The sequence below is a fragment of the Flavobacterium sasangense DSM 21067 genome, from assembly GCF_000686885.1.
Lineage (GTDB): Bacteria > Bacteroidota > Bacteroidia > Flavobacteriales > Flavobacteriaceae > Flavobacterium > Flavobacterium sasangense.
In genome coordinates, this window is the sequence record NZ_JMLU01000002.1 from 39,083 (window position 1) to 52,552 (window position 13,470).

The window sequence follows — 13,470 nt, forward strand, 5'->3', positions numbered from 1 at the left end:
AAATAGTAAATCAGTTATAAGAGATAAAATTAAGTGAACACATCAAAATATTTTTTTCAAACCTTAGTCGTGGTAATCGTTTCTGGATTGTCTTTTTTGGCATTCAAAACGTTTTTGCCTAAGAAATTATTTGCCGAAAGTAAATTAGATTCCAAAAATGTAGTAGTCGATAGTTTGCTTTTGGAAGCTATTGCCGAAGACGAAGGTGCAATCGTCGAAGATTCAATGGCTAAAACCATTATCGATTATAAAGTTGTGAATGGAATAAAATTTCCACCAGAAACATTCGAAGAATATACTGGAAATCAATACTTAGCGACATTTTTCGAGAAACTGTTTCAATTGGAAACTAAAAAAGAAGGTAATGTTCGTATTGCCTATTTTGGTGATTCGATGACAGATGGTGACTTAATTGTAAAAGATTTTAGAACGTATTTGCAAGAAAAATTCGGAGGTCAAGGCGTTGGTTTTGTGAATATTACATCAGAATCAGCTGCTTCTAGAAGTTCGATTACACATGAATTTTCAGGAAATTGGAAAACCCAATCGTATTTAAAAGTAAAGCGCCCATCGAATCCTTTTGGAGTGAATGGTCATGTGTTTTATGCGAATGATACAGCAAATGTAGCTTGGGTAAAATACAAAGCAAACAAAACAAGATTTGCATCAGAATTACCGCATCCAACTTTATTTTATGGACGTTCATCCAATAAAGAAGGAAAAATTAAATATGTTATTGGTACTGATACTATTTCTAAAAAATTAACTCCAAATGCTTTAGTAAATACAGTTGTACTTTCTGAAAGTAATTTGAAAAGCATCAAAGTGAATTTCAAAAAAGCCGATTCTATTCCTATTTACGGATTCAATTTTGATGACGGAAAAGGCGTTCATGTAGATAATTTCTCGAACAGAGGAAACTCAGGATTACCAATTGGTAGTTTTGATGTTGCTACTATGCGTGCGTTTCATTCGAAATTAGATTACGATTTAATCGTTTTGCAATATGGTGCTAACGTGTTGAATTACGGTTCGTTGAATTATTCTTGGTACGAAAAACGAATGGCAAAAGTGGTAGCGCATTTGAAAGAGTGTTTCCCAGGAGTTGCAATTTTAATTGTCTCAACGGCTGATAAATCTACTAAATACGATTTAGAAATGAAAACCGATTCTGCTGTTGTTCCGTTGAATACAGCTCAAAAGCGTTATGCTATTAAATCAGAATCGAGTTTTGTAAACATGTACACATTAATGGGGGGTGATGGTTCTATGATTCAATGGGTAGAACAAGAGCCAGCAAGAGCCAATAAAGATTACACGCATTTCAATCACAGAGGCGCAAAAGAAGCGGCTAATTTAATTTTTACCCAATTAAATAAAGGCTATGAAATGTATAAAGAATTGAGAAAAAAGCGTAAAAAACCTGCTGCACCAGTGAAAAAAGATAGTATAATCACCAATAAAGATTCGGTTTATGAAGAATAGTTTTTTGATGCTTTTATTTGGGATTTCTTTTTTTGGATTTGCTCAAGATACTTTGTTGGTGCCAATAGATTCTGTTGAGGTAGATCTTCCTGTTGTCGATTCTATTGAAGTTACTTTCACTGGAAATGATATTCATAATCCGAATGCACTTTTGGCATTTTATGAAAAAATGTACCAATTAGAGCAAAGTAAATCGGGAAAGATTAACATTGTTCATATTGGCGATTCGCATATTCAAGCCGATTTGTTTACTGCAAAAATCCGTACTCAGTTTCAAAAAGTCTATGGGAATGGTGGTTTTGGATTTACTTTTCCGTATAGCGTAGCTAAGACAAATAATAGCGCTCCGATTCGTTATTCCGCTTCAGGAAATTTTCAAAGTTTTAGAAATTTATATGCCGATGCTAATCGTCCTGTTGGCTTGAGTGGTTTTTCTATGGAAACTACTTCAAAAGATTTTGCGATTCAAATGAATGTAAAAGATGCACAATATTATTTCACGAAATTGAAAGTAATCACGCCTCAGAATGTCAATTTATTTGATGTATCAATTTCTAATAAAAATATTGTCATTGAACGAAAAGTTCCGAAAAAAATCACACATAAAGTTAAGCCAGGTGAAGTTTTAGGAGGAATTGCTGATAAATACAACGTTTCTTTAAAAGCTTTGAAAAAAGCAAACGGATTAAAAAGTGATATCATTCGTGATGGGAAAGTTTTGACGATTCCAACGAAAGGAACACAATCGAAAACTACAACCAAAACAGAATATATTCCAATTGAATTACAACCTTCGTTATTTTCAAATGATTATATTTCGGAAACGCCTTTGGATAAAATTGCGATTGTTCCCAATCAAGAAATTGAAGATTTTGCTTTGAATGGATTGGTTTTAGAAAATGATAATTCGGGTGTGATTTATCACAGTATAGGAGTAAATGGGGCGAAAGCTTCTGATTATAATAAATTCCGATTGTTTAATGAGCAATTGCCAGTATTGAATCCAGATTTAGTGATTATTTCGTTGGGAACGAATGAGAGTTTTGATAAACAATCTGGCGAACAATATTTTGCGAATTTGGACCAAATGATTCAGGGAATTAAAGAGAAAAATCCACAAGCTTGTGTTTTGGTGATGACTTCGCCGCCTTCGGTTTTACATCGAAAATATAAAAATACTTTTATTGAAAAGTATGCAGAAATCATTGAAAATAATGCTCAAGTGAAAAATTATGCGGTTTGGAATCTTTTGGATGTTTTTGGAGGTAATAAATCTATAAAACGCAATTCGTCAAAAGGCTACATGTCAAGAGATAAAGTCCATTATTCAAAAGCAGGATACGAAAAACAAGGCGAATTATTTTTTGAAGCCTTTTTACAATCATACGAATTATTTAAATCGACAAAGCAGTAGTGAAAGCACTTTTTAGCATACAAAATTGGTTTCTTGAAAATGTAGGGAATATCGATTTAGCCACCATTAAAAATTGGTTTTTATTCAATCCAAAACAGCCGTTATTATTTAATAGTGCCATTTTTTTAGGATTCTTTTTAGTATTCTATATTATTTATATTTTATCAAGAAAAACGCATTATTTCCGTATTACTTATGTGGTATTATTTTCTTTGTTTTTCTATTACAAATCAAGCGGAATTTACTTTGGATTGTTAATTTTTTCCTCGGTAGTCGATTATGTTTTGTCGCGATTAATTTATGAAGAAGCTAAGCAAGGATATCGTAAATTTTACATGATATTGAGTTTGTTAATTAACCTTGGAATGTTAGCGTATTTCAAATACACGAATTTTTTCATCGATAATTACAACGCACTTTTCAACGGAAATATGAAGTTTGAAGATATTATTCTTCCTGTCGGAATTTCATTTTACACGTTTCAAACCTTAAGTTACACGATTGACGTTTACCGAAGAGAATTAGAGCCTACGAAAAGTTTCATGGATTTCTTGTTTTTCGTTTCATTTTTCCCGCAATTAGTAGCTGGGCCAATCGTTAGAGCGAGTGATTTCATTCCTCAGATTTATGAGAAATTAAAACTTACGAAAGAAGATTTTAATCGCGCTTTATTCTTGATTATTGGAGGGTTATTAAAGAAAGCGGTAATTTCAGATTATATTTCATCCAACTTTGTCGACCGTGTTTTTGATGCACCAAATAGTTATACAGCCTTCGAAAATTTAATGGCATCTTACGGTTATGCTATCCAAATTTATTGCGACTTCTCAGGATATTCAGATATTGCCATTGGATTAGCTTTATTAATGGGATTCTGGTTGCCAGATAACTTTAGAACGCCATATCAATCGGCTTCTATTACCGAGTTTTGGAGAAGATGGCATATTTCGCTTTCGAGTTGGTTACGAGATTATTTATACATTTCGTTGGGCGGAAATCGAAAAGGAAAAATCAGAACTTATTTCAACTTATTCATGACCATGTTGCTAGGAGGATTATGGCACGGCGCTTCCTGGAAATTTGTAGTTTGGGGAGTTTTACACGGATTGGCTTTAGTAGTAGAGAAATTCTTTGGACAGTTTATAAAATTACCTAAGAATGTATTTGTAAGAACGATTCAAGTTATCTTGACTTTCCATTTTGTGGTGTTTTGTTGGTTGTTTTTTAGAGCAAAAGATTTCGCAACAGCATTTCAAATTGCAGAAAATGTTACCAAGTTAACTTTCGATTTAAATCAATGGCAAACCATCATTTTAGGATATAAAAATGTCTTTTTACTAATTGCAATTGGTGTAATTTGGCATTTTATTCCAGTGAAAACTTTAGCTGGTATGCAAAAAACATTTTCGACATTGCCATTGATTGCAAAAGCTGTTTTACTAGGATTGATTTATTGGGTAGTGTATGCAACCGCTTCAGCCGATACGCAACCATTTATTTATTTTCAGTTTTAGTAACTTTTGTTACTCTTTTACATTTGTATGCATTGTAACTTTGTTCTTTTAAAACGAGATGAATAAAAGAGAAATCATAATTACACTTATAGGAGTTGTAGTCGGATTAATTTCGGGTTATGTTTATTATCATTATGTAGGTTGCATTTCTGGAACGTGTTCTATTACTTCGAAACCCTTAAATAGTACTTTATATGGTGGCGTTTTAGGTGGATTATTCTTTAATATGATAGGTGATTTTTTCAAAAAGAAGAAATCCTAATTTCTTGTGTAACAATTGTTACCAAATGTTTTTAAAGTTTGTATATATTTGTTGAATGAAATTTTTAGTTCACATATTATGCGTTTATCTGTTGCTTTTGGTGGCTTTGCCGTCTGTAAGAGCTATGAAAATGTTGGTAAGTGAAAATTGTGAACAAACTTGTCATAATTCGGATTCTGAGTCTTCAGGTTGTGAAAAAGGAAAAATCATCATGAGTTTAAACTTTAGTCCTGTTCAATTTGTAAGTGAATTGGATTTTAAACCTGAAATTACTTTCCCTGAATTTCAAATCGAAAAAGAAAAATCGAACTACGAGAAAATCTTTATTTCTAAATACCAACATTCCATTTGGCATCCGCCGAAGGTTTCCATTTCTTAACTTAGAAAAGTTGATTTTTATGTTTGTGTTTTTACACAAGCTTAACTTATAATGGAATAAAATGAAAAATATACTAATCGTATTTTTGTTGGCTTTTTTTCAGTCAACAACAGCACAAAGCACATTCGAATATGATGTGGTGTTAACTCCGGTTTCCGTTTCAGGACTACCAGGATTGCATTCCTATGCTTTTGCACAACACAACGGAAAATGGCTTATTATTGGCGGTAGAAAAGATGGTGTTCACGCACGTCAGCCTTTTAATGCTTTTCCAGGAGCTCAAAATAATACGGATATGTATGTGGTAGATATTGCAACGCAGCAATCTTGGTCGGCTTCTGTGAATTCACTTCCAACAGGAATTAAAGAGCAATTGCAATCTACGAATATGAATTTTTATCAAGATGGTGATGCTTTGTTTATTATTGGAGGATATGCTTTTTCAACAACAGCTGCCGATCATAAAACCTTCAATAATTTGACTTCGGTTGATGTGCCTAATTTGGTAAATGCAATTGTGGCGGGAACTCCAATTACATCCTATTTCAAGCAAATTTCCAATGATGTTTTTGCGATTACGGGAGGACAATTGGGTAAAATTGGAAATACATTTTATTTGGTGGGCGGACATCGTTTTGATGGTCGATACAATCCGATGAACAATCCAACGTTTACACAAACCTATTCAAATGCCATCCAAAAATTTACGATTGATAACTCGGGAAGTTCTTTGAGTTATGCCAATTATGAAGAAATTGTGGATGCGGTTCATTTACACCGTCGCGATTATAATTTGTTGCCTCAAATATTTCCTAATGGAGAATTAGGTTACACGATTTCGTCAGGCGTATTTCAAATTGCGGTGGAATTACCGTTTTTATATCCAGTTGATATTAAAGCAGGAGGTTATTTTCCACAGACGCAATTCAATCAATATTTGAGTAATTATCACAGCGGAAAAGCATGTTTGTATGATGCTACCAATAACAGAATGCATAATTTGTTTTTTGGAGGTATGAGTCAGTACTATTATTCGAATGGTACTTTATTACAAGATGATACCGTACCCTTTGTGAAAACTATTAGTAGAACAACACGTTTAGCCGATGGAAGTTTATTCGAATATCAATTACCTATCGAGATGACTAATTTAAAAGGAGCTGGTGCTGAATTCATCCCAAATGAGAGTTTGCCGCATTATTCAAATGAAGTAATTCAATTGTCGAATATTACTGCGGATGAATTTGTAATCGGACATTTATTTGGCGGGATTCAAAGTTCTTCAATATCAGCTTTTACGGACAACCAAACCAGTTTGACTAGTGCCGATCCAACGGTTTACCAAGTTAAATTAGTTAAAAATCCGTTGTTGAGTTCGCCTCAAATTGATGGTAAAAATCCGTTTTCATTCACGGTTTCACCTAATCCAACGTCAAATGATTCTGTAAGAATTCAATTTGATATGCCTTATTCGGCTAAAGTAAATTATATTCTAACTACTTTAGATGGTAAAATTGCAGAAGAAGGAGAAATCGAAGATGTGAAAGCAGGAACAAATGCTATGAACTTTAGTTTGGCCTCTGCTAAAACTGAGTTCGTAATTATTACTTTCATTTTTGACGACAAATTTTATGTGTCTCAAAAAGTGATAAAACAGTAATACTGTTAAATTAATAAAAAATTAAGAGTACTATTTTTAAAATTATATATATTTGTAATGGTACAATACAAACAAAAAAGAATAAATAACAATTTAAAAATACAAAAAAATGAAAAAATTAGTTTCAATTATGGCAGTAGCTGCTTTTATGTTTTCAATGAATGTTAATGCTCAAGAGCCAAAACAAAAAGCAAAAAAAGAAACAGCAAAAACTGAAAAATCTTGTTCAACTGCTGACAAAAAATCTTGTGGTTCAGAAGCTAAATCAGGAGGATGTTGTTCTTCTAAAAAAGCTGCTGAGAAAAAAGCTGAATAGTTTTATACTAAATATTTATAAAGACGCCTCGATTATTTCGGGGCGTTTTTTTATGTAACAAATGTTGCTGATTGGGTTTTTGAAAAGGCATAATTTTGAGAAACAATTCATTGAGAAATTAATGACTGTTTTTAGTTTTATTGGTTAGTAAAAGAGCATCTGTATAGGTGCTCTTTTCATATGTAACAAATATTGCAAAGCTTTGTAACTCTTGTTACCGACTACCTTTTTTTACGAACGTACATTTGTATCGTTAATTAAGAATAAAACTAACTATGAAAAAAATCAATTTAATAATCGTACTTGGATTGGTGTCTATTTCTGCTCTTGCGCAAGATACTTTGAGGATTTCAAAAAATGATTTATTACAGAAAGTCACTGAAAATAATCTACAAATTAAAGTGGCAGAAAAATCATTTCAGTCTGCAAAAGCGGATTATCGTCAATCGAATGCACTCTTTTTGCCCAATATTAATGTTTCGCATACAGGAATAGTCACAACCAATCCATTAATGGCTTTTGGTTCGAAATTAAATCAAGAAATTTTAACCGCTTCCGATTTTAATCCGGCATTATTAAATAATCCTGATAAAACGCAAAATTTTGCCACCAAAATAGAAGTCCAACAACCACTTATCAACTTAGATGGTTTATACGGAAGACAAGCCGCTAAAGCAAAAATGGATGCCTTTCAATTACAAACAGAACGTACTAAAGAATATTTGGTACTGGAAGTTTCAAAAGCCTATATGCAATTGCAATTGGCTTATAAAGCAGTGAAAGTTTTAGAAAAGGCAAATGCGACAGCACAAGGCAATTTAAAATTGGTAGAAAACTATTTCAAAAACGGAATGCTACAAAAAACCGATTTGCTAAACGTACAAGTTCGTGTGAATGAAATTTCAAATCAATTGCAATATGCCAAATCAAATGTGCAAAATGCTTCGGATTATTTAGCCTTTTTATTGAACGAAGATTTGGCTGGGAAAACCTATAAACCAGTTGAAGTTTTAGATAATGCAATTGCCATCGAAAGTATCAATACAACAATTTCTGATTCCAGAAAGGATATTCAAGCGATGCAAAAATCTGCAGAAGCGTATCAAAAAATGTTTCAATCGTCTAAATTCGGATTCTTACCTAGATTAAATGCTTTTGGAAGTTACGAATTATATGACCAAAACATTTTCGGAACTTCAGCTAAAGGATATGTAGTAGGAGCACAATTATCATGGAATGTTTTTGATGGCTATAAAAACATCGGAAAAACGCAAAAAGCAAAAGCAGATTTTGAAAAAGCTGAAATTGAAACCGAACAATACAAAAAACAAAGTCAGTTAGAATTGAATAAAACCAATCGTCAATTGCTTGATGCGGAAAACAAAGTGAACTTATCACAATTGGCTTTTGAACAATCGCAAGAAGCTTTTAGAATTCGTCAAAATAGATTCACTCAAGGTTTAGAAAAAACAACCGATTTATTACTGTCGGAAACCCAAATGGCCCAAAAAGAATTAGAGCATTTGCAAGCCGTTTTCGAATATAACTTTACCAAACAATACTTACAATTTTTAACGAAATAACAACATGAAAAAGATAATAACTATAATCACTTTGTCTTCACTAATCTTAACTTCTTGTGGAAGTGATAAAAAAGAAAATGTAGCTGATTTACCTGCAATTCCAGTAAAAGTGGCTGGAAATTCTGGAAATTCTAATAGTCCATATGTAATGGCAAGTGGAAAAATTGAATCTGAAAATAGTGCTAATTTAAGTACTAGAATGATGGGTTATGTAACCAAAGTGAATGTGAAAGTGGGACAAAATGTTTCGGCTGGACAACTTTTGGTAAGCATCAATAACACCGATTTACAAGCTAAAAAAGCACAGGTGGATGCTTCTATCACGCAAGCGACTGCAGCGTACAACAATGCGAAAAAAGATTATGATCGTTTTGTGAATTTATTTGCGCAACAATCGGCTTCTCAAAAAGAATTAGACGATATGACGGCTCGCTACGAAATGGCAAAAGCAGGTTTAGAAGCGGCAAAACAAATGCGTAACGAAGTGATGGCACAATTCTCTTATTCAAATATTACAGCTCCATTTTCAGGAACAGTAACGAATACTTTCGTAAAAGAAGGTGATATGGCAAATCCAGGGATGCCTTTAGTAAGTATTGAAGGTGCTTCAAGATTACAAGTAACCGCAATGGTTTCGGAAAGTGATATTTCGAATGTGAAAAACGGAATGCCAGTTAAAATCAATGTAAAATCATTAAATAAAGAAGTAGCTGGAAAAGTTTCGGAAGTGAGTTTATCCGCAAAAAATACAGGAGGACAATATTTGGTAAAAGTAACTTTAGACAAAATGGATAAAGAAATTTTATCTGGAATGTTCGTAAACGTGCAATTTCCAACAGCTAAAAAAGCAACAACTGCTGTAAAATCGGATGTAGTGCTAGTTCCTGAAAGTGCTTTGGTAAAACAAGGTCAATTAACTGGAATTTACACCGTAGGAAGCGGTAATGTTGCTATTCTAAGATGGTTACGAATTGGAAAAACATTCGGAAATCAAGTAGAAGTGTTATCAGGATTATCAGCAGACGAGCAATATATCGTTTCAGCAGAAGGGAAATTATTCAACGGAGCGAAGGTTAGTGTTCAGTAAAAAGAATGCTATAAACATTTAAACTTAAAAACAATGCAAGAAGGTATATCAGGTAAAATAGCCAATTTCTTTATCAACTCAAAATTAACCATTTTATTAATGGTGGCGTTGATGATTATTGGTACTTATAGTTCGTTCTTAATTCCAAGGGAAGAAGAACCGCAAATTAACGTTCCTATGGCCGATGTTATGGTCATGTATCCTGGCGCAAGTCCGTCTGAGATTGAAAATAGAGTGGTAAAACCATTAGAAAAAATCATTGGCAACATCAAAGGAGTGGAGCACATTCACAGTATGGCGATGAATGGTTATTCGATGATGGTGGTCCAATTTTATGTGGGTGAGAACAGCGAAGATTCGTATGTAAAATTATATGACGAATTAATGAAAAACCGCACCATGTTCCCAGAAGGCGTGATGCAACCCATCGTAAAAACACGTTCGATTGATGATGTTCCGATGTTAGGATTAACGCTTTGGAGTGAAAAATATGATGATTTTCAGTTACGTCAAATCGCAGAAGAAGTTACTTCGGAAGTAGAAAAAGTAAAAGACGTTGCTATTACGAAAGAAATTGGTGGAAGAACTCGCGAACTAAAAGTAGTTTTAGACAAAGATAAAATGGCTGAAAATGGTGTTGATGCGTTGAGCATTATGCAAATGATTCAAGCCAATAATGGTAGTTCACAATCGGGAAGTTTTGTACAAAACGATACGGAGTATTTAGTAACTACTGGTAAGTTTTTAGCCACTTCAGAAGATGTAGAAAACTTGGTAGTAGGTGTAAATAACAACATGCCTGTTTACTTAAAACAAGTAGCTTCGATTCAAGATGGACCTCAAACACCAAAGAATTATGTGTCTTTTGGTTACGGGAAAGCGAATGAGAAATTCTCAAAATTCAACTCAGAATATCCGGCTGTAACTATTTCGGTAGCGAAAGTAAAAGGTGCCGATGCGATGCAGATTTCAGAGAAAATCATTACTAAAGTTGAAAGCTTAAAGAAAAATATTATTCCTGCCGATGTGCATGTAGAAGTAACTCGTAATTACGGAGAAACCGCTTCGCACAAAGTAGGAGAGTTGTTGTTGCACTTAGGTGTTGCTATTATTGCAGTAACGGTTTTGGTAATGTTAGCCATGGGTTGGCGAGGTGGATTAGTAGTTTTCTTCTCAGTTCCATTAACGTTTGCTTTGACTTTATTTAGTTACTATTTATTGGGATATACCCTAAACCGAATTACTCTTTTTGCTTTAGTATTCGTAGTTGGTATTGTGGTTGACGACAGTATTATTATTGCCGAAAACATGCACCGCCATTTCAAAATGAAGCGACTGCCTTTTAAACAAGCCGCTATTTATGCGATTAACGAAGTAGGTAATCCAACGATTTTAGCAACATTTACCGTGATTGCAGCTATTTTACCAATGGCTTTTGTATCCGGAATGATGGGACCTTATATGAGTCCGATGCCGATTGGAGCTTCGATTGCGATGATATTATCGTTGTTTGTAGCTTTGACTGTTACACCTTATTTGGGCTACCATTTATTACATGAAAAAGACGAGCAAGAACACAAAGAAGAACAAGGTTTAGAAACGTCTTGGATTTATAAAATCTATAAAAAAATTGAACAACCACTTTTAGACAATTCTAAAAAACGTAATCTAATGTTTTTGGTTACAGGTGTTTTGTTAATCGGTTCGGTTTTGATGTTTTTTACGAAATCAGTTGCGGTAAAAATGTTGCCTTTTGATAACAAAAACGAATTCCAAGTCGTAATCGATATGCCAGAAGGAACTACGTTAGAACGAACTGCAGCGGTTACCAAAGAAATTGCGCAATATCTTTCAACTGTTCCTGAGGTAGTGGATTATCAAAATTATATAGGTGCATCTGCTCCAATAACCTTTAATGGTTTGGTACGTCATTACGATATGCGTGGCGGAAGCAATATGGCGGATATTCAAGTGAATTTACTGCACAAAGAAGATAGAGATTTACAAAGTCACGATATCGCAAAAGTAGTGCGTCCAGAAGTACAAAAAATTGCTAAAAAATACGGTGCGAATGTAAAAATTGTTGAAGTTCCACCAGGGCCACCCGTTTTATCAACGTTAGTGGCTGAGGTTTACGGACCTAATTATGAAGAACAAATCAAAGTTGCGAATCAAGTAAAAACCATTTTAGAAACTACTTCTGATGTGGTAGATACCGATTGGATGGTGGAAGCACCTCAAGTAGAATATAAATTAGAGGTAGATAGAGAAAAAGCGATGTTAAATGGAATCGCTCCGCAACAAGTAGTAGGTAATTTAACTTATTTGTTAAGAGAAATGCCAGTTTCCAACTTGTATGATGAACGTTCAAATAATCCTGTGGGAATCACACTATCCTTAGCGGACAAAGACAAAACTTCGATGCAAGATATTCAAAATTTGAAAATTAAAGGCAGTCGTGGAAATGTAGTTCCTGTTAGTGATTTAGTAAAAGTTACTACAGATACACTTCAAAATACCATTTATAGAAAAGATCAAAAACGTGTAGTTTATGTTTTAGCTGATATGGCGGGAGCATTAGAAAGTCCGGTGTATGCGATTTTGGGAATGAATGAGAAGTTGGAAAAAATGCAATTACCAAAAGGATATAAAGTAAACGAATTGTATATGGATTCTCCTTCAGACGAAAGTGATTTCACTGTAAAATGGGATGGAGAATGGCAAATTACTTTAGAAGTGTTCCGTGATTTAGGTGCAGCTTTCTTAGTGGTAATTATCGTGATTTACATGTTGATTGTAGGTTGGTTCCAAAACTTCAAAACGCCTTTAGTAATGATGGTTGCGATTCCACTTTCTTTGGTGGGAATTGTATTAGGTCACTGGGTTTTAGGTGCTTTCTTTACAGCTACTTCATTCATTGGAATGATTGCCTTAGCCGGAGTTATGGTACGAAATTCGGTCTTGCTAATTGACTTTATCGAAATTCGTTTGAACGATGGAATTCCAATGAAACAAGCTATTATTGAAGCTGGAGCTGTGAGAACCACCCCAATTTTATTAACAACAGGAGCAGTAGTAATCGGAGCATCAATCATTTTGTTTGACCCAATTTTCCAAGGATTAGCCATTTCGTTAGTAGCAGGAGCGATTGTTTCAACATTGTTGACATTAATCGTGGTGCCTTTGATTTACTACATTACAGAACGTAAAAAATGGGAGAAAAACAATTAAATAACAACCTGTCAGGTTTAAATAAAAAATATGAAATTAGTATTAATCACCGCTATAGCAGAATTTGAAAAAGAAGTCAAAAAAATGCTAAAAGAAGCAAAAGTAAAATCCTATTCGTACCGCGATGTAAAAGGTTTTAGAGATGCTTCAGAAGAAAGTGTAGAAGATAATTGGTTTGGTTCTGAAATGAATGAAACCGATTCGGTACTGTTTTACGCCTTCATTTTACAACAAAATTTAGATGCTTTATTCGAAGAAGTAGCTGCATTTAATAAAAAACTTGAATCCATATCAAAAGTTCATTTAGCCGTTTTATCGGTAGAAAAATATAATTAAAATCAAAAATTATGATCAATAGAATTGTTAGAGCAGTGGCAGGAACCTTTATTATTTTAAGTGTTCTTTTAGGAATGTATGTAAATGAAAATTGGTATTGGTTTACCCTTTTTGTAGGAGCCAATTTGCTTCAATCATCCTTTACCAAATGGTGTTTAATGGAAGATATTTTGAGAAAAGTATTTAAGATTCAAGATTAAGAT

General features: G+C 33.7%; 12 protein-coding genes. All 12 read left to right on the forward strand.

From position 1 onward, the window contains the following. Nucleotides 1-33 precede the first annotated feature (33 nt). The 12 genes from BP92_RS0102160 (at nucleotide 34) to BP92_RS0102215 (ending at nucleotide 13,467) form a co-directional block, all read left to right on the forward strand. A complete protein-coding gene (locus BP92_RS0102160; protein ID WP_026724537.1) occupies nucleotides 34-1,485 on the forward strand; it encodes an SGNH/GDSL hydrolase family protein in 1,452 nt (483 codons plus the stop codon). Continuing rightward, entirely contained in the window at nucleotides 1,475-2,899 is a 1,425-nt protein-coding gene (locus tag BP92_RS0102165) for a GDSL-type esterase/lipase family protein (protein ID WP_026724538.1), read from the forward strand. Before BP92_RS0102160 ends, BP92_RS0102165 begins: the two co-directional genes overlap by 11 nt. Next, nucleotides 2,899-4,413: an MBOAT family O-acyltransferase gene (locus tag BP92_RS0102170; RefSeq protein ID WP_084329622.1), complete on the forward strand. Its 1,515-nt coding sequence runs from the start codon at nucleotides 2,899-2,901 to the stop codon at nucleotides 4,411-4,413. Before BP92_RS0102165 ends, BP92_RS0102170 begins: the two co-directional genes overlap by 1 nt. 58 nt (nucleotides 4,414-4,471) lie before the next feature. After that, complete coding sequence (locus BP92_RS0102175; RefSeq protein WP_026724540.1) at nucleotides 4,472-4,675, forward strand: DUF6132 family protein; 204 nt, start codon at nucleotides 4,472-4,474, stop codon at nucleotides 4,673-4,675. Between the two features lie 55 nt (nucleotides 4,676-4,730). Beyond that, a complete protein-coding gene (locus BP92_RS15650) occupies nucleotides 4,731-5,054 on the forward strand; it encodes a hypothetical protein (RefSeq protein ID WP_026724541.1) in 324 nt (107 codons plus the stop codon). 61 nt (nucleotides 5,055-5,115) lie between these two features. Beyond that, the gene (locus BP92_RS0102185; protein ID WP_026724542.1) at nucleotides 5,116-6,714 is read left to right on the forward strand and encodes a hypothetical protein; all 1,599 of its coding nucleotides are present in this window, start codon (nucleotides 5,116-5,118) and stop codon (nucleotides 6,712-6,714) included. A gap of 109 nt (nucleotides 6,715-6,823) precedes the next feature. After that, nucleotides 6,824-7,030, forward strand: a complete 207-nt coding sequence (locus BP92_RS0102190) for a hypothetical protein (protein ID WP_026724543.1) — start codon at nucleotides 6,824-6,826, stop codon at nucleotides 7,028-7,030. Between the two features lie 275 nt (nucleotides 7,031-7,305). Continuing rightward, a complete protein-coding gene (locus BP92_RS0102195; RefSeq protein ID WP_026724544.1) occupies nucleotides 7,306-8,613 on the forward strand; it encodes a TolC family protein in 1,308 nt (435 codons plus the stop codon). A 4-nt stretch (nucleotides 8,614-8,617) separates the two neighbouring features. Further along, nucleotides 8,618-9,700 (forward strand): efflux RND transporter periplasmic adaptor subunit, encoded by a 1,083-nt coding sequence (locus tag BP92_RS0102200; protein WP_026724545.1) that lies wholly within the window; start codon nucleotides 8,618-8,620, stop codon nucleotides 9,698-9,700. Between the two features lie 33 nt (nucleotides 9,701-9,733). Next, nucleotides 9,734-12,931, forward strand: coding sequence for an efflux RND transporter permease subunit (locus tag BP92_RS0102205; RefSeq protein ID WP_026724546.1), 3,198 nt, complete (start codon nucleotides 9,734-9,736; stop codon nucleotides 12,929-12,931). 30 nt (nucleotides 12,932-12,961) lie between these two features. Continuing rightward, complete coding sequence (locus BP92_RS0102210; protein ID WP_026724547.1) at nucleotides 12,962-13,267, forward strand: hypothetical protein; 306 nt, start codon at nucleotides 12,962-12,964, stop codon at nucleotides 13,265-13,267. A gap of 11 nt (nucleotides 13,268-13,278) precedes the next feature. Beyond that, entirely contained in the window at nucleotides 13,279-13,467 is a 189-nt protein-coding gene (locus BP92_RS0102215; protein WP_026724548.1) for a YgaP family membrane protein, read from the forward strand. Nucleotides 13,468-13,470: the final 3 nt, after the last annotated feature.

Excerpts from the sequence above, each read along its gene's own strand:
- BP92_RS0102185 (WP_026724542.1), top strand. The coding sequence starts at position 5,116 with ATGAAAAATATACTAATCGTATTTTTGTTGGCTTTTTTTCAGTCAACA.
- BP92_RS0102195 (WP_026724544.1), top strand. The coding sequence starts at position 7,306 with ATGAAAAAAATCAATTTAATAATCGTACTTGGATTGGTGTCTATTTCT.
- BP92_RS0102210 (WP_026724547.1), top strand. The coding sequence starts at position 12,962 with ATGAAATTAGTATTAATCACCGCTATAGCAGAATTTGAAAAAGAAGTC.
- BP92_RS0102175 (WP_026724540.1), top strand. The coding sequence starts at position 4,472 with ATGAATAAAAGAGAAATCATAATTACACTTATAGGAGTTGTAGTCGGA.
- BP92_RS0102165 (WP_026724538.1), top strand. The coding sequence starts at position 1,475 with ATGAAGAATAGTTTTTTGATGCTTTTATTTGGGATTTCTTTTTTTGGA.
- BP92_RS0102215 (WP_026724548.1), top strand. The coding sequence starts at position 13,279 with ATGATCAATAGAATTGTTAGAGCAGTGGCAGGAACCTTTATTATTTTA.
- BP92_RS0102190 (WP_026724543.1), top strand. The coding sequence starts at position 6,824 with ATGAAAAAATTAGTTTCAATTATGGCAGTAGCTGCTTTTATGTTTTCA.
- BP92_RS0102200 (WP_026724545.1), top strand. The coding sequence starts at position 8,618 with ATGAAAAAGATAATAACTATAATCACTTTGTCTTCACTAATCTTAACT.
- BP92_RS15650 (WP_026724541.1), top strand. The coding sequence starts at position 4,731 with ATGAAATTTTTAGTTCACATATTATGCGTTTATCTGTTGCTTTTGGTG.
- BP92_RS0102205 (WP_026724546.1), top strand. The coding sequence starts at position 9,734 with ATGCAAGAAGGTATATCAGGTAAAATAGCCAATTTCTTTATCAACTCA.